The organism is Tessaracoccus flavescens, from assembly GCF_001998865.1.
GTDB lineage: Bacteria > Actinomycetota > Actinomycetes > Propionibacteriales > Propionibacteriaceae > Arachnia > Arachnia flavescens.
Genome location: NZ_CP019607.1, coordinates 894217 through 916185, shown reverse-complemented (window position 1 = coordinate 916185; position 21969 = coordinate 894217). Strand labels below are relative to the sequence as shown.

Annotated in this window: 25 protein-coding genes; 12 read left to right on the top strand and 13 right to left on the bottom strand. The window is 68.6% G+C overall.

Features of this window, described 5'->3' with window-relative positions; genetic code table 11:
- Positions 1-28: 28 nt before the first annotated feature.
- Genes BW733_RS04475 through BW733_RS04460 form a run of 4 tightly spaced genes read right to left on the bottom strand, consistent with a single transcriptional unit; the run spans position 29 to position 4479 of the window.
- Positions 29-901 (bottom strand): NUDIX hydrolase, encoded by an 873-nt coding sequence (locus tag BW733_RS04475; RefSeq protein ID WP_077348266.1) that lies wholly within the window; start codon positions 899-901, stop codon positions 29-31.
- Positions 898-2976 carry an RNA degradosome polyphosphate kinase gene (locus BW733_RS04470; RefSeq protein WP_237268296.1) on the bottom strand — a complete coding sequence of 693 codons (2079 nt, stop codon included), beginning with the start codon at positions 2974-2976 and terminating at the stop codon, positions 898-900. Before BW733_RS04470 ends, BW733_RS04475 begins: the two co-directional genes overlap by 4 nt.
- 2 nt (positions 2977-2978) lie before the next feature.
- On the bottom strand, positions 2979-3836 hold the full coding sequence (gene mshD, locus BW733_RS04465) for a mycothiol synthase (protein ID WP_077348262.1): 858 nt from the start codon (positions 3834-3836) through the stop codon (positions 2979-2981).
- Positions 3826-4479, bottom strand: a complete 654-nt coding sequence (locus tag BW733_RS04460; protein WP_077348260.1) for a winged helix-turn-helix transcriptional regulator — start codon at positions 4477-4479, stop codon at positions 3826-3828. The genes mshD and BW733_RS04460 overlap by 11 nt, the downstream gene beginning before the upstream one ends.
- A 101-nt stretch (positions 4480-4580) precedes the next feature.
- On the opposite strand from BW733_RS04460, the gene BW733_RS04455 reads away from it, so the two are divergent.
- The gene (locus BW733_RS04455; RefSeq protein WP_077348258.1) at positions 4581-5321 is read left to right on the top strand and encodes a hypothetical protein; all 741 of its coding nucleotides are present in this window, start codon (positions 4581-4583) and stop codon (positions 5319-5321) included.
- Positions 5322-5324: 3 nt separating this feature from the next.
- Here BW733_RS04455 and dtd read toward each other — a convergent pair whose 3' ends face one another.
- Entirely contained in the window at positions 5325-5762 is a 438-nt protein-coding gene (gene dtd / locus BW733_RS04450) for a D-aminoacyl-tRNA deacylase (RefSeq protein WP_077348256.1), read from the bottom strand.
- A gap of 33 nt (positions 5763-5795) precedes the next feature.
- Here dtd and BW733_RS19760 point away from each other — a divergent pair, with 33 nt between their 5' ends.
- The 4 genes from BW733_RS19760 to tpx all read left to right on the top strand — a co-directional run bounded on the left by BW733_RS19760 (position 5796) and on the right by tpx (position 7921).
- Positions 5796-5918, top strand: coding sequence for a hypothetical protein (locus tag BW733_RS19760; protein ID WP_257787459.1), 123 nt, complete (start codon positions 5796-5798; stop codon positions 5916-5918).
- The gene (locus tag BW733_RS04445) at positions 5915-6418 is read left to right on the top strand and encodes a heme-binding beta-barrel domain-containing protein (RefSeq protein WP_077348254.1); all 504 of its coding nucleotides are present in this window, start codon (positions 5915-5917) and stop codon (positions 6416-6418) included. The genes BW733_RS19760 and BW733_RS04445 overlap by 4 nt, the downstream gene beginning before the upstream one ends.
- On the top strand, positions 6418-7347 hold the full coding sequence (gene ygfZ, locus BW733_RS04440; RefSeq protein ID WP_077348252.1) for a CAF17-like 4Fe-4S cluster assembly/insertion protein YgfZ: 930 nt from the start codon (positions 6418-6420) through the stop codon (positions 7345-7347). Before BW733_RS04445 ends, ygfZ begins: the two co-directional genes overlap by 1 nt.
- Positions 7348-7423: 76 nt before the next feature.
- Entirely contained in the window at positions 7424-7921 is a 498-nt protein-coding gene (tpx, locus tag BW733_RS04435) for a thiol peroxidase (RefSeq protein ID WP_077348250.1), read from the top strand.
- Between the two features lie 49 nt (positions 7922-7970).
- Here the strand turns inward: tpx and BW733_RS04430 are convergent, their stop codons facing one another.
- Positions 7971-8603 (bottom strand): SatD family protein, encoded by a 633-nt coding sequence (locus BW733_RS04430; protein ID WP_077348248.1) that lies wholly within the window; start codon positions 8601-8603, stop codon positions 7971-7973.
- A gap of 140 nt (positions 8604-8743) precedes the next feature.
- Between BW733_RS04430 and BW733_RS04425 the strand changes: the two genes are divergently transcribed.
- Entirely contained in the window at positions 8744-9160 is a 417-nt protein-coding gene (locus tag BW733_RS04425; RefSeq protein ID WP_077348246.1) for a hypothetical protein, read from the top strand.
- Positions 9154-9747 carry an HD domain-containing protein gene (locus BW733_RS04420; protein WP_152024565.1) on the top strand — a complete coding sequence of 198 codons (594 nt, stop codon included), beginning with the start codon at positions 9154-9156 and terminating at the stop codon, positions 9745-9747. The genes BW733_RS04425 and BW733_RS04420 overlap by 7 nt, the downstream gene beginning before the upstream one ends.
- Here the strand turns inward: BW733_RS04420 and BW733_RS04415 are convergent.
- The 4 genes from BW733_RS04415 to BW733_RS04400 all read right to left on the bottom strand — a co-directional run bounded on the left by BW733_RS04415 (position 9710) and on the right by BW733_RS04400 (position 13901).
- Positions 9710-10345 carry a PadR family transcriptional regulator gene (locus BW733_RS04415; RefSeq protein ID WP_152024564.1) on the bottom strand — a complete coding sequence of 212 codons (636 nt, stop codon included), beginning with the start codon at positions 10343-10345 and terminating at the stop codon, positions 9710-9712. The genes BW733_RS04420 and BW733_RS04415 overlap by 38 nt on opposite strands.
- Positions 10346-10517: 172 nt before the next feature.
- Positions 10518-12380, bottom strand: coding sequence for a translational GTPase TypA (gene typA / locus BW733_RS04410; protein ID WP_077348242.1), 1863 nt, complete (start codon positions 12378-12380; stop codon positions 10518-10520).
- A gap of 65 nt (positions 12381-12445) precedes the next feature.
- On the bottom strand, positions 12446-12832 hold the full coding sequence (locus tag BW733_RS04405; protein ID WP_152024563.1) for a hypothetical protein: 387 nt from the start codon (positions 12830-12832) through the stop codon (positions 12446-12448).
- A gap of 46 nt (positions 12833-12878) precedes the next feature.
- The gene (locus tag BW733_RS04400) at positions 12879-13901 is read right to left on the bottom strand and encodes a LacI family DNA-binding transcriptional regulator (protein WP_077348238.1); all 1023 of its coding nucleotides are present in this window, start codon (positions 13899-13901) and stop codon (positions 12879-12881) included.
- Positions 13902-14045: 144 nt separating this feature from the next.
- On the opposite strand from BW733_RS04400, the gene BW733_RS04395 reads away from it, so the two are divergent.
- The 4 genes from BW733_RS04395 to BW733_RS04380 are packed head-to-tail and all read left to right on the top strand — an operon-like array spanning position 14046 to position 19571.
- Positions 14046-15353 (top strand): extracellular solute-binding protein, encoded by a 1308-nt coding sequence (locus tag BW733_RS04395; protein WP_077348236.1) that lies wholly within the window; start codon positions 14046-14048, stop codon positions 15351-15353.
- Between the two features lie 2 nt (positions 15354-15355).
- A complete protein-coding gene (locus BW733_RS04390) occupies positions 15356-16360 on the top strand; it encodes a carbohydrate ABC transporter permease (RefSeq protein ID WP_077348234.1) in 1005 nt (334 codons plus the stop codon).
- Positions 16357-17238 (top strand): carbohydrate ABC transporter permease, encoded by an 882-nt coding sequence (locus tag BW733_RS04385; RefSeq protein WP_077348232.1) that lies wholly within the window; start codon positions 16357-16359, stop codon positions 17236-17238. Before BW733_RS04390 ends, BW733_RS04385 begins: the two co-directional genes overlap by 4 nt.
- Positions 17239-17261: 23 nt before the next feature.
- Positions 17262-19571, top strand: a complete 2310-nt coding sequence (locus BW733_RS04380; protein WP_237268295.1) for a glycoside hydrolase family 3 N-terminal domain-containing protein — start codon at positions 17262-17264, stop codon at positions 19569-19571.
- 75 nt (positions 19572-19646) lie between these two features.
- On the opposite strand, the gene BW733_RS18855 is transcribed toward BW733_RS04380, so the two are convergent.
- On the bottom strand, positions 19647-20153 hold the full coding sequence (locus BW733_RS18855) for an alpha/beta fold hydrolase (RefSeq protein ID WP_237268372.1): 507 nt from the start codon (positions 20151-20153) through the stop codon (positions 19647-19649).
- 13 nt (positions 20154-20166) lie between these two features.
- Between BW733_RS18855 and BW733_RS18850 the strand changes: the two genes are divergently transcribed.
- Positions 20167-20394 (top strand): winged helix DNA-binding protein, encoded by a 228-nt coding sequence (locus BW733_RS18850; protein WP_161490127.1) that lies wholly within the window; start codon positions 20167-20169, stop codon positions 20392-20394.
- Positions 20395-20421: 27 nt separating this feature from the next.
- Here BW733_RS18850 and BW733_RS04370 read toward each other — a convergent pair whose 3' ends face one another.
- Both BW733_RS04370 and BW733_RS04365 read right to left on the bottom strand, forming a co-directional pair.
- Complete coding sequence (locus BW733_RS04370) at positions 20422-21375, bottom strand: hypothetical protein (RefSeq protein WP_152024560.1); 954 nt, start codon at positions 21373-21375, stop codon at positions 20422-20424.
- Between the two features lie 111 nt (positions 21376-21486).
- Entirely contained in the window at positions 21487-21948 is a 462-nt protein-coding gene (locus BW733_RS04365; protein WP_169836069.1) for a DUF3151 domain-containing protein, read from the bottom strand.
- Between the last annotated feature and the right edge of the window lie 21 nt (positions 21949-21969).

Sequence of the window (21969 nt, the reverse complement as noted above, 5' to 3'; positions counted from 1 at the left end):
TGCTCAGCGCGAGGTTCCGGCCCGCGCCTCACGCCGTCGGCTTGTGAACTTCGACGGCCACCCGCTCACCTGCGGCGTCACGGTGCACCACGATCGCCTCCCCGACGACCATGGGGCGGGGATCGAGACCGAGGCCCTCGAACATCGAAGGCAGCACCGGCCGGTGCCCGCACACGGCGGTCGGCACCTCGATGGAGTCGAGCAGCCTCGACGTGAAGCGCCGCACGTCCTTCGGCCGGACGGTGCCCTCCTCCTCGGTGAGCACGTCCTCGGTGACGATCTGCAGGTCCCGCTCGAGGGCGTACGGCCGCAGCGTCTCCACGCAACGGGTGGACGACGACGACACCAGCGAGTCGACGCCGTACGCGCCGAGCAACTGGCTGAGCACCGCGGCCTGACGGCGACCGCGCGCCGTTAGGCGTCGCTCCTGGTCCCTGCCGCTCCAGTCCTTGCGCAGCATCGCCTTACCGTGGCGCACGAGTACGAGCGGGGTGGTGGTCGGCTTCAGCAGGGCGGCCGAGAGCACCCGCCGTTCGTCGGTGTAGGTGAGCTTGCGCATGGCCTTGTGGATCGGCATCCAGCGGACCCGGTCGACCTCGTTGCTCGGCTCGAAGCCGACCTCCTCGACGATCTCGGCGCGCCAGTACTCGACCTTCTTCGGGCCCTTCGACACCTGGTAGCGCATCGAAGGCAGCCGCAGCCCGAGCCGCACGCAGTAGCCGGTCTCCTCGAGCACCTCGCGGATCGCGGTGTGTGGCGCGAGCTCGTCGACCTTCCCCTTGCCCTTCGGGAGCGACCAGTCGTCGTAGCGCTGCCGGTGTACGGCGAGGACCTCACGGTCGTCACCCTCGCCGCGGAGGACGACGGCCCCGGCGGCGCGGATCTTGATGCTCTTGCTCATCGTGACGATCGACGTGCCGCGGCCTGCTGGATGAGGGTGTCCTGCAGATCGGTCAGCAGCTTGCCTTCCTCGTCGGTCGTGTGCGCCGTCCAGACGGAGTCACGCAGTTCCCAGTGCACGGTCTCCGGGGAGAACGCGCGATCGAAGAGTTCTTCGATCTGGCGGATGTGGGCCGGGTTGGACAGCGAGACGATCGCCTCGACGCGACGGTCGAGGTTGCGGTGCATCATGTCGGCCGACCCGATCCCGACGATCGGCTTGCCGCCGCCCGCGAACCAGAAGATCCGAGAGTGCTCGAGGAAGCGGCCGAGGATGGAGCGCACCCTGATGTTCTCGCTCAGGCCCTCGACGCCTGGCCGGATGGTGCAGATGCCGCGGATCCACATGTCGACGGGCACCCCGGCCTGCGAGGCTCGGTACAGCGCGTCGATGATGGCCTCGTCGACCACGGAGTTGACCTTGATCCTGATCCCCGACGGCTTGCCAGCCTGGTGGTTGGCGATCTCCCCGTTGATGTAGTCGATCAGCCCCTTGCGGATGCCGTGCGGCGCGACGAGCAGCCGGCGGTAGTGCGTCTCCTGGGTCATGCCGGAGAGGTGGTTGAACAGGCGCGCGACGTCGTCGGTGATGATCGGGTTCGACGTCAGCAGGCCCATGTCCTCGTACATGCGCGCGGTCTTCGGGTTGTAGTTGCCGGTGCCGATGTGGGCGTAGCGACGGAGCCCGTCTGCCTCCTCACGCACCACGAGAGAAAGCTTGCAGTGGGTCTTGAGGCCGACCATGCCGTAGACGACGTGGACGCCGTACTTCTCCAGCTTCCGCGCCCAGCCGATGTTGTTCTGCTCGTCGAAGCGGGCCTTGATCTCGACGATGGCCAGCACCTGTTTGCCTGCCTGGGCGGCCTCGATCAGGGCGTCGACGATGGGGGAGTCACCAGAGGTCCGGTACAGGGTCTGCTTGATCGCGAGGACGGCCGGGTCGGCGGCGGCCTGCTCGATGAAGCGCTGCACCGACGTGGCGAACGAGTCGTACGGGTGCTGGACGAGCACGTCGCGCAGCTTCAGCGCCTTGAACATGTCTGCCGGGCGGGCGCTCTCGACCTGGGCGAGGTCGGGATGGGTGATGGGCAGGAAGTTCGGGTACTTCAGGTCCTCGCGCTTCGAGTCGCCGAGCGCGAACAGCCCGGTCAGATCGAGGGGCGCCGGAAGCCGGAAGACCTCGCTCTCGGTGACGTCGAGCTCAGCCATCAGCATGTCGAGCATCTCCTCGTCGATGCTGTCCTCGACCTCGAGGCGCACCGGAGGGCGGCCGACCTTGCGGCGCAGCAGCTCGCGCTCGAGGGCGAACAGGAGGTTCTCCGCATCGTCCTCCTCGACCTCGATGTCCTCGTTCCTGGTCACCCGGAACGACGTGTAGGACTGCACCTGCATGCCGGTGAAGAGCTGCCCGAGATGCCTCGAGATGATCTCCTCCAGCGGAAGGTAGCGGCCCTCGGCGAGCTTCACGAAGCGCGAAAGCAGCGGCGGCACCTTCACCCGGGCGAACTGCTTGGCGCCGGTGGCGGGATTACGCAGCAGCACGGCGAGGCTGAGCGAGAGGCCTGAGATGTAGGGGAACGGGTGCGAAGGGTCGACCGCGAGCGGGGTCAGGACCGGGAAGATCCGCTCGGCGAACATCGCGCGCATCCGGTCCTTCTCGGCTGCGGTGAGCTGGTCCCAGCCGAGGATCTCGATGCCCTCGGCGGCCAGCGCGGGCCGGACGTCTTCGCTGAACACGCGCGACTGCTCGGCGACGAGCTCAGCGACCCGGTCGAGCAGTTCGTTGTGCAGCTCGCCCGGCATCTTTCCCGCAGGGGTGGGGACGGCGACACCGGCGGCGATGCGGCGTTTCAGCCCGGCGACGCGAACCATGAAGAACTCGTCCAAATTCGAGGAGAAGATCGCCAGGAACTTGGCCCGCTCGATGAGCGGCACCCGGTCGCCGTCGCGGGCCTGGTCGAGCACCCGGTCGTTGAACGCGAGCCAGGAGAGCTCGCGGTCGAGATACCGGTCGGCCGGCAGCGGCGTCTCGCTCACGGTCATCCCTTTCTGCGGTAACTGGTGTCGACCTGGCCGACGGTGAAGCCGGCGCGCTCGTACATGCGTACCACACGCTCCTGGTCCGCTTCCACGTAGAGCTGGACGCGCTCGTCCCCGCTGCCCGCGAGATGGTCGAGGCCGCGCTGCAACAGGACGCGGCCGAGGCCCCGTCCCTCGTGCTCCGGGGCGACGGCGATGACATAGACCTCACCGAGACCGTCGCCGTGCTGCTTCGTCCAGTGGAAGCCTGCGACCTCGCCGTCGCGGCGCGCCACGAACAGGCCGGCCGGGTCGAACCAGTCCTGCCTCGTCAGGTCCTCGAACTCGGCGACGGTGAGCCTTCCCTGTTCCGGGTGGTGCGAGAAGGCTGCCGCGTTGAGGGCGACGATCGCCTCGCGGTCGGCGGGATCGTAGGTGACGATCTCGTAGCCCTCCGCCTCGGCCGGGGCCTGGCCCGCGGGTGCGAGCGGGCGCTCCATGCGCAGCAGTTGGCGGACGGGCTCCATCCGCACCCGGGCGGCGAGTTCGTCGGCCCCGGGCAGCGTTCCGAACGCCCACGCGGTGAAATCAGGGTAGGACGACAACGCCTCGGTCAGCAGTTCCGTGCCGACCCCCTTCCTGCGGTGGTCGGGGTGCACGCCCACCTGGAGGGTCCCGTCGCGCTCGTCGCACAAGACGAACCCGAACGGGTCGCAGCGGCGCCCCATGAAGAAGAAGTCGGCCTCCCTGACGCCGTCGATCCCGAGCGATCCGGACTCGTTGATGGGTGGGATCCCGTCATGGTCGCGGATGGCGGCCACCAACCGCCGCAGAGCGTCCTGCATGGTGGGGGTGAGCGTCGACAGATTAACCAGCACGATGAGCCTCCCTGGCACTTGCGAACCGGTAACCGACGTTACGCACTGTGCCGATGTAGTGGTCGAACTGGCCGAGCTTAGCCCGGAGTCGGCGCACGTGTACGTCGACCGTGCGGGTGCCCCCGTAGTAGTCATAGCCCCACACCTGGCTGACGAGCGTCTCGCGCGACAACACCCGGCCGGGGTGCTGCATCAGGTAGCGCAGCAGCTCGAACTCGGTGTAGGTCAGGTCGAGCGGCTCGCCGTCGACCGAGGCGGAGTAGGCGGCGCCGTCGACCCTGATCGGGCCGGCGGCCAGCACGTCGGGATCGGACGTGGTCCGCGTCAACACCCTCAGCCGGGCGTCGAGCTCGGCAGGCTCCGACCCGTCGGTGATGAAATCGTTGAATCCCCACTCCGGCGAGAGGACGGCGAGGCCGCTGACGGCGACGATCAGCAGGATGGGCGTGCCGGCCCCCTGGGAGAGGGTGTGGCAGGCGGTGCGGGCGTTGGCCAGTTCGGTGCGTCCGTCGACCACGATCACGTCTGCCGACTCCGCCTCGAGGAGGGCCTGGGCGGTAGAGGTGATGCGGCTGACGTTGTGGCTGAGCAGTGCGAACGCCTCGGGTGGTTCGACTCCGGAGACGAATAGGACGGCACTCACGCGCTATTGCTCCTCTCGTCGGTGCCAACATCGTAGCGCCCGCGTGCTGCTCGCTGGCACGCGCGCCATGGCGTCGAGACCCGGCTTGTAGCATGTGCGCCATGGTGCCCCGCGTTCCGGATGAGTACTTCCGGAAACGGGCGGCCGAGTCTGAGGACGTGCGTGAGGCCAGTTCGGCCACGCCCGAGGGCTCCCGCCCCGAGAGCCCCGTCGCGCCCGAGCCGCTGCGCGACGGGATCGCGCCGCGCTTTCTCGTGCTCGTGCTGGTGATGGCGCTCGCGGCCGCATTCATCGCAGGCCGGCTGCTGATCTTCAAACCGCAGGTGACTCCGGTTCCGGAGACCTCCGCCACGCCGAGCGTGGTTCCCTCGTCCCCGGACAGCTTCGCCCCCTACGACGGCCCGGTCAACGCGGTTGCTGCGAGCGCGGCGTTCGGTGAGTGTCGAGGCGGCGGGGAGAGCGAGGCGGTGCAGGCGTTGATCGACCGGGACCCCCAGACGATCTGGCGCTGTGAGGGGGACGGCCGCGACGAGACGGTGAGCTTCACCTTCGAGAAGGGCACGCTGCTCGCCGGGATCCGACTCGTCAACGGCAACACGGTGTGGACTGGGCGCTACGGCGACGAGCGACGCCTGCTGAGCGTGAGGTGGGAGTTCGCGGACGGATCGTTCTTCGTGCAGGGACTATCGGCCAACAACGCGAACCCGCAGGAGGTGCGCTTCCCCGCGGTGGAGGTCAGCACCGTGACCATGGTCGTCGGCGAGGCAACCGAGCCAGGCGACACGACGGGCACCCACGACGCGGTCTCGATCAGCATGCTGGAGTTCCTGGCCCCGGCGTGAGCCTCAGTCCCAGTCGTGTGTGTCGATCACGATGGTGATGGGGCCGTCGTTGACGGAGACCACCTCCATGTGGGCGCCGAAGCGTCCTCGGTGGACCTCGGCGCCGAGTGCCTCAAACTGGCCGCACAGCTCCTCGACGAGCGGCTCACTCACCGGGCCGGGGGCCGCCCGGCTCCAGGAGGGCCTTCTGCCCTTGCGGGTGGAGGCATAGAGGGTGAACTGGCTGACCACCAGCAGGGGAGCGGCCACGTCGCTGGCTGAGAGTTCGCCGTCGAGGATCCGCAGCCCCCAGATCTTCCGGGCGAGCGCGGCGGCGTCGGCCGGGGTGTCGTCGTGGCCGACGCCCGCCAGGACAAGCAGCCCAGGGCGTGGCAGCTCCCCCACCACCTCCCCGTCGACGCTCACGGAGGCTGACTTGACCCTTGTCACCACAACACGCATGGGCCCATTGTCGCGCGTTCGTATACTGCGACCATGAGCGTCCTAGCGTGGGTGATGATCGTCGCCGCCGGGCTGACCAGCCTCGTGGCACTGGTCGCACTCGCCGCAGTGGTGTGGACGCTGTTGCGTAACCAGGCCGACAGGAGAGACGAGTGAACATCGACATCGAGGTGCCGGAAGGCCTCAACCCGGAGCTGACCGCCCTCGGCTGGCTGGTCGGACGCTGGGAGGGCACCGGAAACGGAACCGACCACGACGGTAACGACTTCGAGTTCGAACAGCGCATCGAGTTCAACCACAACGGCGGCAACTACCTGTACTACGTGGCCCAGACCTTCCTGATCACCGAGGAGGGTGCCGAGCCGACGCCGTTCGGCATGGAGACCGGCTTCTGGCACCCGAAGCCCGACGCCTCGGTCGAGGTCGTGCTCGCCAACTCCGACGGCTGGACCGAGGTCCTCGTCGGCAAGATCGCCGTCACCCGGATCGACCTGCTCACCGACGCCGTCGTGCGCACGGAGGGTGCAGAGGTGACCCACTCCGCAGGACAGCGACTCTACGGAAAGGTCGAGGGCGACCTCATGTACGCGCTCGACCGTGCAACCACCGAGCACGAACTCCGCCCGCACATGTGGGCCCGGCTGAAGCGCGTCTGATGCCCGTCCTGATGGAGGACGGCGTCGACGCCGGACTGGTGTGGCACTACGGCAACCCGGTCACCGAGGCGAGGGCCCTCGCCGCCGGTGAGGGGATCGTCGGCCTCGGCAACCGGGATGTCTTCGAACTCACGGGGGTCGACCGGCTGAACCTCCTGCACGCCCTGAGCACGCAGCACGTCGAGGCCCTCCCCGCGGACGAGGCGACCTGCGCGCTGCTGCTCGGCCCGACCGGCCACATCGAGCACGTGCTCTACGGCGTCGACGACGGGGAGAGCTTCCTGGGGTGGACCGAGCCGGGCCGGGGCGACGCACTTGTCTCGTTCCTCGACTCGATGCGGTTCTCGCTCCGGGTCGAGGTCGTCCGGCGTGCCGACCTCAGCCTCGCGTGGGCAGGCCATCGCGTCGAGATCCCTGAGGGCTGGCGCAGGCGCGACAGCGAACTCGGCGGTTCGGAGGTGTTCATCCCGGAGGGTGAGGGCCTCGAGGGCAACGTCGGCACGTGGGCCTTCGAGTCCATGCGGATCGCCGCCGGGGTGCCGCGGATCTTCCTCGACACCGACTTCAAGACCATCCCCAACGAGATCGGTCTCGTCGGAACCCATCTGAACAAGGGCTGCTACCGCGGTCAGGAGACCGTCGCGCGGGTGCACACGCTCGGCCGGCCGCCGCGCCGGCTCGTCCAGCTGCTGCTCGACGGCTCCATGTCCGAGCTTCCGGCGCTCGGCGCCACCATCGAGTACAACGGCAGGCAGGTCGGCTTCGTCGGCTCCTCTGCGCGGCATCACGAGTTGGGCCCGGTCGCGCTAGGCATGATCAAGCGCAACGTGCCCGTGGACGCCGAGGTGCTTGTCGACTCCATCCCCGCCTCGCAGGAGGCGCTCGTCGATCCGGACGTCGGCCTGCACGTCAGGCCGGTTCTCGGATAAGACCCAACGAACCGCCGTCCGTCTTGATCGGCGGATGGCGGTTGGCAAGCGGGCCAGGATCGGGAAGGATCGAGGCATGGCTGAGATTGCTTTCAAGGGAAACCCCGTCCACACCGTCGGACAGCTGCCTGAGGTCGGCGCCGCTGCGCCCGACTTCGAGGTGACCGGCGTCGACCTCGCGCCCATCACCAAGGCCGACTTCGCAGGCGACAAGCTGGTGCTCAACATCTTCCCGTCGGTCGACACCGGCGTGTGTGCGATGAGCGTGCGCACCTTCAACGAGAAGGCGGCAGGGCTCGAGGGGACGAAGGTGCTCTGCATCTCGCGCGACCTGCCGTTCGCCCTGAACCGCTTCTGCGGCGCAGAGGGGATCGAGAACGTCGTCGTCTCCTCCGACTTCCGCACGAACTTCGGCGAGACCTACGGTGTGACGTTCACCGACGGCCCGCTGAAGGGGCTGCTGTCGCGCTCCGTCGTCGTGATCGACGCCGACGGGAAGGTCGTCTACACCGAGCAGGTCGCCGAGACCACCACGGAGCCGGACTACGACGCGGCTCTCGCGGCCCTCAACTGATCCGCGAAGAACGGCCCGCCCCGGAACATGGGGCGGGCCGTCTCCGCCTTCAGGGCAGAGTCGTCAGGGCCCGCATGGCGTCGAGGAGGGGACGCAGATCGTTGTTGATCACCCGCTGCGAGTTCGCCGAGTCGCTGATCCCTTCACGCTTGGCCGTCTCGGCGTTGTCCAGGCCGTCCCACATGCCGGAGAGGGTTCCGATGCCCCCGTCGCGCAGCCGGGCGAGGGAGGCGTCGACGAGCCTCACCATGGCGTCTGCCTGAGGGGTGGCCTGTTCCCGCCCGTCGCGGATGGCGGTCCTCGCGCTCGCGTACCCCTTGCGGCCGGCCTGCTCCTCGACCCACTCGAGCGCCTCACGCGCCGACCACCACGCCGAGCCGTCCTGGATGCCCCGCTCGGCGTCGATCACACGCAACTCTCCGCCTCCGAGGCCGAAGCGCACCTCCCACCTGGGCGCGAGGGCCAGCCTCAGGCTGAAGGCGGCCTCCAGCGCTGCGCCGAGCGTGGGGTAGACCCCCTGCAACTCGTCGCCGACGGTCGTGGTGAGAGGGCTGAGCGACGCGACACCCAAGTTCACGTCCTCGGCAGCGGCCACCACGGCCTCATGCAGCCGTGTGCGCTCGGTCGTGCGCGAACCCACGAGGTCCCCGAGCAGTGCAACAGCCGCGACGTCCTTTGCCATATGTAGAGTTTAGCTTCAAAACATCCCGATGAAGGAAAATTCTTCAGATTCCTAGATTAAAGGGAAAGTCTTCATCGAGATCGGGATGAAACTGGCGCCTTCATCGCCGCGCTGTCGGTGCCGACGTGTAGCGTGACGGTGTGGTCGACCTCGTGCTCAAGGCTCTCATCGTGGTCGTGGGCGCTGTGCTCGCGACCTGGGGCAACCCCGTGATCAGGCTGGTGCTCCGACGCATTGACGCCACCGGCCGCGAGCCTGCAGACGAGGTGCAACTGGCGAGGGAGAACCTCGGCCTCGTGCAGGCGCAGAAGGAACTGCCCGGTGGGCGCTGGGTCGGCATGCTCGAGCGGCTGGCCGTCTATGCCTGCATCGTGGCCGGCTTCCCGGCGGGGATCGCCATGGTGCTCGCCGTGAAGGGGCTCGGTCGCTATGCCGAACTCGCCATGAGCGAGCCTGAGTCCCGCAAGGGGGAGTTGTTCATCATCGGCTCGTTCGCCTCGCTGCTCTGGGCGGGGCTGTGGGCAGGGGCGGCCTACTGGGGCGTGCGCGCGTGGTGAGCGACCTGCCCGTCGCGCTGCGGGAGGCGTTGTTGCTGCGTTGGCGGGAGCCGCATCGCAGGTATCACGGCGAGGCGCATCTGCGATCGGGTCTTGAGGTTCTCGACCGGCTCGGCGCCGGACGCCTGGAGCGGATCGCCTTCTGGTTCCATGACGCCGTCCATTCCTGCTCGTCGCCCGCCGACGAGGAGGCCTCCGCAGCGCTCGCGGTCGAATCGCTTGGGGGAGTGCTTCCGCCTGCCGAGGCCCAGGAGGTGGTCCGGCTCGTCCTCGTCACCGTCGACCACGATCCGGACCGGGCCGACCTGGCGGGCGCCCGGGTCAGCGATGCCGACCTGGCGGGGCTCGGATCGCCGTGGCCGCGCTACGTGGACAACGCAGCCGATCTACGGGCGGAGCTGCCCGCGGTCGACGACGCCGGGTGGCTCGCTGCGCGGCTGAGGTTCATCGACACGTTGGAGGGGCGCACGGAGATCTTCCGTACGCCCCTCGGGATGGTGGAGTGGGAGGCCGCCGCCCGCCGCAATCTCGCGCGCGAGCGTGCGTTGCTCACGACTCGGCCAGCAGTTGGTACAGCCGGCGCTTGAGATCGTCGATCTCGGACGCCGCCTGCGCGATCAGCTCGTCGTTACCGGTGCTCGCGACGGCACCCAAGGCCTGGGCGAGCTGCCCGAATCGGTGACGCAGGTCGTGTGACGGGTCCTCCTGTCCGTCGGTCTGCTCCCACGGGGCAGGACGCTCTGCGGCCTTCTCGGCCTCGGCCCGTCCCTCGTCGGTGATCGCGAACGCCTTGCCCGCCGCCTCGTCGACGGAGCGGATCAGGCCCTCGTCCTCGAGCTGGCTGAGTGCCGGGTAAACCGCACCCGGGCTCGGCTTCCAGCGACCGTCGGTGCGCTGGTCGAGCTCCTGGATGAGCTGGTAGCCGTTACGCGGCTCCTCGGCGATCAGCAGCAGGGCCGCGGTGCGGACGTCGCCGCGCCGGGCCCGTCGGCCGCCTCGCCGCTGACCGAATGGGTCGAAGCCAGGGGGCATCGGGGGCATGGGCGGGAAGACTGGGCCTCCCATGGGGCCGCCATGGCGTCGACCGCCACGGCCGCGGCGGCCTTCGCCGCCACCCTCGGTCGACTCGAAGGCCGAACGGTGCATGTGCTTGCGGCCACGTGGGCCGTCGAATGGGTAATCCATGTGGATCTCCTCGTGTCGTGTGGCGTCCGTGTGACGCCGACAACAACGAGTGTGCGCGCCATATCGAGATATGTCAAAGATATATCGTGAGCGTTCGCTAAGGGCGAACGCATGGATGCGAAAAGGCGGCGGCCGGGGTGAGCGATCACCCCGGCCGCCGCCCCGAAAATCGTCAGGCCTTCTTGGCGCGGTTGCGTTCCTTCGCCCGGTCGTTCGCGTTCAGGGTGACCTTGCGGATGCGCACGACTGCCGGCGTGACCTCGAGGCACTCGTCGCCGGCGCAGAACTCGAGTTGCTGCTCCATCGACATCTGCTTCGCGGGGATCAGGCGCTCCAGCTCGTCACCGGTGGAGGAGCGCACGTTGGTGAGCTTCTTCTCCTTGGTGGGGTTGACGTCCATGTCCTCGGCGCGGGGGTTCTCGCCGACGATCATGCCCTCGTACACCTCGGCGCCGGGGGAGACGAACATCGTGCCGCGCTCCTGCAGGTTGAACAGCGCGTAGCTGGTCACCGAGCCGGTGCGGTCGGCGACGAGCGAGCCGGTGGGGCGGGTGCGGAAGTCGCCGGCCCACGGGGCGTAGCCCTCTGCGACGTGGTTCATGATGCCCGTGCCGCGCGTCTCGGTCAGGAACTCCGTGCGGAAGCCGATCAGGCCGCGGGCGGGGACGATGAACTCCATGCGGACCCAGCCGGTGCCGTGGTTGACCATCTGCTCCATCTGGCCGCGGCGCAGCCCCATCAGCTGGGTGACCACGCCGACGAACTCGTCGGGGATGTCGACCGTCAGGCGCTCGATCGGCTCGTGCACCTTCCCGTCGATCACCTGGGTGACGACCTGCGGCTTGCCGACGGTGAGCTCGAAGCTCTCGCGGCGCATCATCTCGACCAGGATGGCGAGTTGCAGTTCGCCTCGTCCCTGGACCTCCCAGGTGTCGGGGCGCTCGGTCTGGTTCACGCGGATCGAGACGTTGCCGATCAGCTCCTGGTCGAGGCGCGCCTTGAGGAGGCGGGCGGTGAGGTTCTTGCCCGACCGGCCGGCCAGCGGCGAGGTGTTGATGCCGATGGTCATCGAGATCGACGGGTGGTCGACGTGGATCAGCGGAAGCGGCTTCGGGTTCTCCGGGTCGGAGAGGGTCTCGCCGATCATGATCTCGGGGATGCCCGCGATCGCGACGATGTCGCCGGGACCGGCGCTGTCGGCGGGGACGCGCTCGAGCGCCTCGGTCATCAGCAGTTCGGTCAGCTTGACGTTCTGGACGGTGCCGTCGGTCTTGCACCAGGCGACCTGCTGCCCGCGCTTCAGCTCACCCTGGATGATGCGGCACAGCGCCAGGCGGCCGAGGTAGGGGGAGGCGTCGAGGTTGGTGACATGGGCCTGCAGGACGGCGCCCTCCTCGTAGCTGGGGGCCGGGATGTGCTCGAAGAGGGTGCTGAACAGCGGCTCGAGGTTGGGGCTGTCCGGCATCTCGCCGTCGGCGGGCTGCTCGGTGGAGGCGCGGCCGGCCTTCGCGGAGGCGTAGACGATCGGGAAGTCGAGCACCTCGGTGGCGTCGTCGTCGATCAGGTCCATGAAGAGGTCGTAGGTCTCCTCGACGACGGCGGAGATCCGCGCGTCGGAGCGGTCGACCTTGTTCACCACGACGATGATGGGCAGCTTCTTCGCCAGTGCCTTGCGCAGCACGAAGCGCGTCTGGGGGAGCGGTCCCTCGGAGGCATCGACGAGCAGGATGACGCCGTCGACCATCTCGAGCCCACGCTCGACCTCGCCACCGAAGTCGGCGTGGCCGGGGGTGTCGATGATGTTGATGGTGGCGGCGGTGCCGTCGGGCCGCGTGTGCTTGACCGCGGTGTTCTTCGCGAGAATGGTGATGCCCTTCTCGCGCTCGAGGTCCATCGAGTCCATGACCCGGTTGTTGACGTCGGCCCCCTCACGGAAGGCTCCGGACTGCCACAGCATGGCGTCGACGAGGGTGGTCTTGCCGTGGTCGACGTGGGCGACGATCGCAACGTTTCGCAGGTCTTGGCGGATTGGCACGGGCGGAACTCCCAGGTTCGGAAAAAGGGCCGTCGAGAAGTGTAAAACGCGCGGTGCCCCTGCGCCTAACGGCGGACGCCGGGCTCCCTCGGTGTCGGACGGGTGTCGAGCCTCAGTTTGAGGGCCCAGAAGGCGACCCAGAGCGAGCCGACGGCGATCCAGAAGGCGCCGGTCCCTGTCCTGCCCTCCGCGATCAGGAGGGCTCCGTCGGCGACCTGGTACCCGCCGATGAGGATCAGCGCCAGCTGGGCCAGGCGGCCCAACTGCGCCGTCCTGGTGCGGAGCCGGAAGCCCGCGAGCGTGAGCAGTCCGAGGGCCGCCAGCAGGCTCACGATGGCGATGGTCCGGGCAGGGCTGTGGCTGTCCTCGACGCCGCTGGCCAGTGCAACGACGTACCCGGCCATGGCGAGTGGGATGGCAACGGCCAGGCTCCACAGAATGGCCGTGACCATTGCGGGACGCAGGTGCATGGGAGGCGCACGCTACGACGCGTGCGGCTCAGGCAGGTGGCGCCGTCGAGCCGCGAAGCACGAGGTTGGTGGCCAGTCGGATGGGGCCGGCGGTCACCCGTCGACCCGCCCTCAGGTCGATCAGCGTCCTGACCGCGGCGGCACCCATGTCGTGCAGCGGCTGGCGCACCGTCGTCAGGCCCGGGGTGGCGAGACCCGCCAGGAGCGAGTCGTCGAAGCCGACGATCGAGACGTCGTCCGGGATGCTCAGGCCGAGTTGGCGCGCCGCGGAGTAGACCCCGAGCGCCATCAGGTCGGAGGAGACGAACAGGGCGCTCGGTCGGATCTTCTTGTCGAGGGAGAGCAGTTCCAGGCCGGCGCGCACCCCTTCCTCGTACGTGAAGTCGCTGCCCGCGATCAGGCGCGGGTCCTGCAGAAGATCGTTCATGCTGAGCGCAGAGATGTAGCCCTGCATGCGTTCGACGGCGGGCACGGAGCCTTCGGTTCCGCGCACGAAGCCGATCCGACGGTGCCCTAGGTCGACGAGATGCTGGGTCGCCTCGACCCCGCCGTTCCAGTTGGTCGCGCCGATGGACGGCAGGTCGGCAGGAACCGCGTTGGCCGGGTCGATCGCCACGACCGGCAGGTGCAGGTCACGGATCCGGTCCAACTGGGCGTGAGACAGGCGTGACGTGACGACCACGGCGCCAAGCCATTCGCGTCCGCTGATGCTCTCGAACCACTCGTGGCTCAACGGCTGCACGTGACCGGGTTGCCGCGCGGTGTACTGCGTGACGAGCCCCACCCCGGCCTCCTGGGCCGTCGAGGCGCTGCCGCGCAGGATGTCGAGCGTGTAGGTCGTGGTGAGGTTGTCGGCCACCCAGGCGATCAGCGGGAGCGAGCCCTCGTTCGGCTCGGTGCGGCGGTAGCCCAGCTCCTTCGCTGCGGCCAGGACGCGCTCGCGGGTCGCGGCGGACACATCGCCACGGCGGTTGAGGGCCTTTGAGGCTGTGGCGCGCGAAACGCCTGCTCGCTTGGCCACTTCCTCGAGGCGCAGCTTCGGTTCTGGCATGCGCGAAGACTACGAAATGATTTCGTGGATTGCAACGCGTAGATAACAAATCGACCCCCCGGCTTGACTCAGATTCTACGGGGGTTACGATTCACTCAATTGTTGTTTCGCGAAACATTGCGCGTACGGAAGGTGGAAGTTTCAATGAAGAAGCAGATCCTGGCTCTCGCCGCAGTGGCGAGCCTGGCCCTGGCAGCGTGTGGTGGGGACGCCCCGGCAGCGACCAGTGACCCGACAGGCGGTGCGACGACGGGCGCCGGGGAGAATGTGACGCTCAGGTGGTGGCACAACTCCAACAACTCGCCCGGCAAGGAGTACTACGACAAGGTCGCGGCCGACTTCGAGGCTGACAACCCGGGCGTCACCATCGAGGTGACCGCGATGCAGCACGAGGACATGGGGACCAAGATCGAGGCAGCCTGGCAGGCGGGCGACATGCCCGACATCTACATGGAGCGTGGCGGCGGCGAGCTCGCGGCGAAGGTCGAGGCGGGCCTGGTCAAGGACCTCACCGAGCCCTCGGCCGAGGCCATCGAGAAGCTCGGCGGCTCCGTTGCTGGCTGGCAGGTCGACGGCAAGACCTATGCCCTCCCGTTCTCGATGGGCGTGGTCGGCTTCTGGTACAACACCGAGCTCTTCGAGAAGGCCGGCGTGACCGAGGCCCCCGAGACCTGGACCGACATGTTCGCGGCCATCGACAAGCTGAAGGCGGCAGGCATCGAGCCGATCGCCGTCGGCGCTGGCGACAAGTGGCCTGCAGCCCACTACTGGTACTACTTCGCACTTCGCGAGTGCACCGGTGACGTTCTCGACGAGGCCGTCAAGACCCTCGACTTCTCCGATCAGTGCTTCGTGCGTGCTGGCGAACAGCTCGAGAAGGTCATCGCGGCCGAGCCGTTCAACGCCGGCTTCCTGACCACCCCGGCCCAAGCCGGCCCGACGTCCGCGTCCGGCCTCCTCGCCACCGGAAAGGTCGCCATGGAGCTCGCAGGTCACTGGGAGCCCGGCGTCATGCAGGGCCTGACCGAGGACGGCAAGGGACTCGGCGACAAGACCGGATGGTTCGCGTTCCCGCAGACCGAGGGCCAGCAGGGTGATCCGAGCTCCGCGCTTGGCGGTGGTGACGCCTGGGGTGCCCCGGCCGACGCCCCCGACCAGGCGGTCGACTTCATCAACTACCTGCTCTCCGACGAGGTCCAGACCGGCTTCGCCGAGAACGACATGGGCCTGCCGACGAACCCGAACGCGACCAGTGCCGTCTCCGACCCGGCACTCGCCGACCTGCTGAAGGTCCGCGACAGCGCAGCCCGCGTCCAGCTGTACTTCGACACCGCCTTCGGCCAGGCCGTCGGTGGCGCGATGAACGACGCGATCGCCCTCATGTTCGCCGGCCAGGCGAGCCCACAGGACATCGTCGACGCGACGCAGGAAGCCGCTGACGCGGAGAAGTGACCATGAGCCAGACCACCGCAGCGCCCCCCAAGGGCGCCAGCGAGGGTGTGGTCGAGGGTGGGCGCTCTGAGGAGCGCCCACCCGTGACTCGTCCGCGTAAGCCGCGCGACTGGAAGATGGTCGTCGAGATCATCGCCTTCACAGCCCCCGCCCTCATCCTCTTCGCCATGTTCGTCGTGTGGCCGATGCTCAAAGCCGTGCAGTTCTCGCTGTTCCGGTGGAAGGGATTCGGCCCGCTCGTCGACTTCGTCGGATTGAAGAACTACATCTCGGTCCTCTCCAACGACGTGTTCATCGGAGCGCTCGGCCACAACCTGTTCATCGTCGTGGCCTCGATCGTGATCCAGCTCCCGCTCGGCATCGCCATTGCCCTCCTGCTGAATCGCAAGATGCGCTTCCAGGGCATCCTGCGCACCGTCGTCTTCGTCCCCTACGTCCTCGCCGAGGTGATCGCGGGCGTCGTGTGGTTCCAGCTTCTCCAGCCCAAGTACGGCGTCATCGACTCGATGCTCGCCGTGGTCGGCCTCCAGGGACCGCCGCAGGGCTTCCTCGGCACGCCGGAGTATGCGCTCTGGACCGTCATGGTCGTGATCACCTGGAAGTACCTCGGCCTCGCCATCATCCTCTTCCTCGCAGGGCTCCAGGGCGTCCCCGAGGAGCTCCACGAGGCCGCCCAGATCGACGGCGCCTCCTGGTGGCAGACGCAGTGGCACATCACGATCCCGCTGCTCGGCCCCACGCTGCGCACCTGGGCGTTCCTCTCCATGGTCGGCTCTCTGCAGCTGTTCGACATGGTGTGGATCCTGACGAAGGGCGGCCCGGCCAACGCGACCACCACGATGGCGACGTTCCTGATCAACGAGGGCACGAAGCGCTCCAACTACGGCATCGCAGGCGCCGCGTCGGTGATCCTCTTCGTGATCGCGCTGACCATGGCTCTGCTGTACCAGCGCTTCGTCCTGCGCCGTGACCACGCGACCGACGAGCCGAAGGAGAAGAGTCGATGAGCACCATGACCCTGCCCGCACAGGGCATGACGGCTCCCGAGCCGAGGCAGCGGCGTCGGCGAGGCCCCCGCACCAGCCCGCTCGTCTACTTCGTGGCGCTCGTCCTCGTCGCGCTGACGCTCGGCCCGGTCCTGTACGCCGTCCTCGGCGGCTTCCGCACGAACGCGCAACTCGCCGAGAATCCGGCCGGGCTGCCCAACCCGTGGGTGCTCGACAACTACGCGAAGGTGCTGACCGACGACAGGTTCTGGACCTATGCGCTGAACTCGACCGTCGTCGCTGTGTTGACCACGGCCATGGTGGTCATCTTCGGCCTGATGGCCGCCTACCCGCTGTCGCGCTACCGGTTCAAGTTCCGCGAGCCGCTCTACATGATCTTCGTCACCGGCCTGCTCTTCCCGGCGACGGTGGCCGTGATCCCGCTGTTCGTGATCATCTCCAAGGACCTGGGGATGAGCAACACGTGGTGGGGGCTGGCCCTGCCGCAGGCCGCGTTCTCGCTTCCGATGACGATCGTCATCCTGCGTCCGTTCCTGCAGGCCATCCCCACCGACATCGAGGAGGCCGCCTTCATCGACGGTGCGGGTCGCGTCTCGATCTTCCTGAGGATGATGCTGCCGCTGTCGGCGCCGGGGCTCGTCACTGTCGGCGTGCTCGCCTTCGTGTCGTCCTGGAACGCCTACCTGCTGCCGCTGCTGCTGATGCAGGGAGAGATGCGGACCCTTCCCCTCGGCGTCGCCGACTACTCATCTGAGCACTCGGCCGACACGGCCGGCGTCTTCGCGTTCACCAGCCTCGCCATGATCCCTGCGATGATCTTCTTCCTCGCGATGCAGCGCCGGATCGTCGGCGGACTCTCCGGGGCGGTCAAGGGATGACCGCCCCCCACGAAGGAACAACCATGCGCCCCTGGCACGACACCACCCTCGACGCACCCGGCAGAGCGGCAGCGCTCCTCGCCGAGCTCACCCTCGACGAGAAGATCGCCCAGCTCGGATCGTTCTGGAACCGGCCGCGGGAGGCGCCGCCCGAGGACGGCCAGCACCACGACGTCGCGCCCATGGAACACGCCATGAGCCAGGCGACCTGGCGAGAGGCCCACCGCAACGGCCTCGGCCATCTGACCCGCATCTTCGGGACCCGGCCGTTCACCGTCGAGGAGGGCCGCCGCGAGCTGCGCGACAGGCAGGCCGACGTGATGGGTGCATCTCGCTTCTCGATCCCGGCGCTGGCCCACGAGGAGTGCCTCACCGGGTTCACGGCCATGGGGGCGACGGTCTACCCGGCCGCCCTCGCCTGGGGTGCGACGTGGCGGCCCGAGCTGATCGGCGAGATGGCCGCCCACATCGGTGCGGACCTGCACGCGCTTGGCATCCATCAGGGGTTGTCGCCGCTGCTCGACGTCGCTCGCGACTACCGCTGGGGCCGCGTCGAGGAGACCTGCGGCGAGGACCCGTACCTCGTCGGCACGATGGGCACCGCCTACGTGCAGGGGCTTCAGGGGGAGGGCGTGCACGCCACCCTCAAGCACTTCGTCGGCTACCCCGCCTCGCGCGCAGGCCGCAACCATGCGCCGATCTCCATGGGGCGACGCGAACTCTCCGACGTGATGCTTCCCCCGTTCGAGATGGCCGTGCGTGAAGGCGGCGCCAAGTCCGTCATGAACTCGTACTGCGACATCGACGGCGTGCCAGCCGGGGCGTCGCGCTGGCTGCTCACCGAGCTGCTGCGTGAGCGCTGGGGCTTCACGGGAACCGTCGTCTCCGACTACTGGTCGGTCAACTTCCTCACCAGCACCCATCGCATCGCCCAGGACGAGGCCGCGGCTGCGGCCCTGTCCATCCGGGCCGGCCTCGACATCGAGCTGCCCGACATGGGCTCCTTCGCGGCGATCTCCGAGGCCATCGAGCGCGGGCTGCTCACCGTCGAGGACGTGGACCGAGCTGCGCTGCGCGCCCTGACCCAGAAGGCCGAACTGGGGCTGCTTGACGCCGAGCCGGAGATCGCGGGCGGCGACGCGCCTGACCGTGACCTCGACTCTGCCGAGAACCGCGCCGTCGCGCGCCGGATCGCTGACGAGTCGATCGTGCTACTCAGCAACGACGGCACGCTGCCGCTCGGGGCGGGGCTCGGCAAGGTGGCCGTCGTCGGGCCGGTGTGGACCGACGTGCGGTCCTTCATGGGCTGCTACGCATTCCCGAACCACGTGCTCTCCCGGTTCCCGGGCAAGCAGACCGGGCTCGAGATCCGCAGCCTCGACGAGGTTCTGCCCGGTGCGCTCGACGGAGACCTCTCGTTCGCGGGAGGCTGCGGCTTCCTCGGCGGCACCGACGAGGAACTGTACGAGGCGGTGGAGCTCGCGGCCTCTGCCGACCTGGCCATCGTCACCGTCGGTGATATCGCGGGGTTGTTTGGGATCGGCACCTCGGGCGAGGGATGCGACGTCGTCGACCTCGCGCTGCCCGGGCGTCAGGGCGAGCTGCTGGAACGGGTGCTCCAGACCGGGACCCCGACGGTCCTGCTGCTGGTCACCGGCCGGCCGTACGCGCTCGGCGACTACGCGGCTCGCTGCGTCGCGATCGTCCAGGCCTTCATGCCAGGGGTGGAGGGAGCCGAAGCGCTCGCCGACATCCTGACCGGGGTGACCAACCCGTCGGGCCGACTTCCGATCGCCATCCCAGCACTGCGCGGCGGACAGCCGGGAACCTATCTCGCCCCGTCGCTCGCGTGGTTCTCGGACGGCATCTCCAACCTCGACCCGCGGCCGCTGTTCCCGTTCGGTTCGGGGGAGTCGTACACGTCCTATGCGCTGTCCGACCCGTCCGTCTCCGCCACGCGGATCCCGGTGGACGGGAAGGTGGAGTACAACGTCACGGTCACCAACACCGGTGACCGGGCGGGCGCGGAGGTCGTCCAGCTGTATCTGGAGGACCCGTGGGCGGAGGTCGTGCGCCCGCTGAAGGAGCTGATCGGCTACCGCAAGGTCGACCTCGAGGCGGGGGAGTCGGCGCGGGTCACCTTCGAGGTGCACGCCGACCGTACATCGTTCACGGGCACCGACATGCAGCGCATCGTGGAACCTGGCGAGATCCGGCTGTCGGCCGGTCACTCGTCCGAAGATCGGCTCGAGGGGCTCGCCGTCGAGCTCACCGGAGGGCGCCGGGTGGTGGCGGAGGGCAGGGTGCTGCTCACGCCGTCGCGAATCAGTTGAGGCCCCGGGAACCCTGCTGGTCCCGAGTTGGGGGCGGCCCCGGGCGGGCGAGGATTGCGCCTCGCCCGGGGCCGACTACTGTCGCCCCGCAAGCCCGGCCTCCCTGTCGGGCCCGCGGAGCGACAGCTCCCGCCGAGCGCCCCCAAGGTGCCCGCCGCAAGCCGCTGGGTGGTCAGCGCTCTGATGCCGCCGGACCAGGTCGGCGACCGCGTCGGGCTGCGACACGTGGACGGCGTGGCTGCCGGGAGCCTCGGTGATGTCCATGCCCGCCCGCTCGGCCATCCGGCGCCGCAGCGGCTCGGGGAGCATCTGGTCGTCGCGCGCGACGAGGTAGTAGCTCGGCTTGTGCTTCCAGGCGGGGTCGGTGACCTTCGCCTCGGCGGCGCCGACGCCCCAGCCCGGCATCGCTCGACGGCAGCGTGCTTCTCGATCTACTCGGCTTCCATCGCGGTGCAGCGCCTCTACAAGCCGCTGCTCGACGACCTCGGCGTGACCTACACGCAGTACCTCTGTGCACCCTGTGGGAGGAGGGCGCCTCGACCATCGGCGCGATCGCCCACCGCCTCGCCTCGAGCCGAGCACGATCACGCCCGCGGTGAAGCGGTTGGAGACCGCCGGGTTCGTCACCCGGACGCGCCCGGCCCGCGACGAGCGTCACGTCCTTGTCGAGCCGACCGCACAGGGGGCCGAGCTCCGGCCACGCACGAGCGCCCTCAACGAGGCGCTGCTGCGCAACTCAGGCCTGGACATCCCGGGGCTCGCCTCGCTCACCCGCCAGATGCAAGACCTGACCGACCACCTTCGGGGCGACGAGGACTCCTGAGCGGCAGATGGGTGAGTGGCTGCGGTCTCAGCCGACCGGGACCGTCTGCTCGGTGATTCCCTGCTCGACCTTCAGGTGCTCGGTGCCTCCTTCGGCCGACCAGAGCACCGACAGGTACCCCTCGGACGGATTGATCGTCAGTCCCGTAGCCTCCGCGGCATCGGCCAACTGCTGGGCGGTGCGGTCCTTCACGTCGATGGCAGGCGACTCCGCCAGGTTCTGTTCGTTGCAGGAGCTGGACATGAACCGACCGTCCAGGTCGCGCAGAAAGGACAGGTTGGTGCAGGGGCCCGATTCGGCCGTCGGGACCTGGAGCAGGAGTTGGGGAGAAAGCACATAGACGGAGGTCATCCTTCCCCCGATGCTCAGGGCTCTCGTCTCGTCGAGCACCTGCTGCCACGTCTCCAGGGTCCACGGCCCGGTGAGATCGGGCAGGACCTCGCCGTTGAGCGTGACAGCCGTTGGCGACACGCTGATCTTGTCGGCCGCGTCGGGCGGGCACTTCAGGGTTGCGAACCGGGTCGTCTCGCCGAGGAAGACGATGGTGACCTCGAAGTACTCGCCGGGGCAGCGGGAGGCGAGCGTCTCCACCTCCGAGACGATGGATGCGGAGTCAAGGGTCGAGGTCGGCGCCGGGAACTCGTCGTTCCTGCCGATGTCGACCGGCGGGTTGCCCTGGTCGTAGTTCTGGACCAGCAGTTCGTGGCGCGTCTGGTCGCCCTCGTGAATCCGTGCCGCGACGTGGTCCCGGGTGACCTGGAGCAGGGAGATCTCCCCAGGTCGCGTCGTGAGGTCCTCGATGACAGCGGGAAGGCGGTCGAGCACAGCAGGCGGAGCACTCGGAACAGGCAGCGGGGAGGCTGACAGCGTGGTGGGGGCGGGTTCTGGCGTGCCGGTGCAGGCTGCTGCGGCCGCCACGCACAGCGCGCCGAAGCCCAGCTTCAGCCCGATCCGGCCACGGTTCACGATTGTCCTGGTCACCCGTCGAGGCTAGCCGCGGCAGGGGTCAGGTCACTCAAGAGAGTGGGTGGGGTCGCGGTGTTCGCGCGTCTGCGTCGTCAACTTCAGGTCACGCCGGGACGGTGCCCCGGCTCATTCTTCTGGGGAGGGCTGAGCCTCGGTCTCGCCTGCCAGGACCTGGTAGGCCTCCTCGGACGAGTCGCGCAGGAACTGGGCGCAGCGCTCCTGTTCCTCAGCCTCGCCGATCCGGCCCGCAGCGACGCTGAGCGCCCACAGCGCGCGGAGGAAGCCGCGGTTCGGTTCGTGCTCCCACGGCACCTGACCCGAGCCCTTCCATCCGTTGCGGCGAAGGGTGTCGAGGCCGCGGTGGTACCCGGTGCGGGCATAGGCGTAGGCCGCGATGGAGTTGCCGAGATCGTCCTCGGTCAGGCACGTCTCCGCGAGCAACGCCCACACCAGCGACGAGCCCGGGTTGTCCGCGACGACCTGCAGGAAGTGGTCGCGTCCGTGTTCCGAGATGGAGGCCAGTGCCGGATCCTCCGGCAGGCGCACCACGACGTCGGAGGCCATCAGGTTGGGATGCGTCTCGCTCATGGCCACAGCCTAATGCCGCCT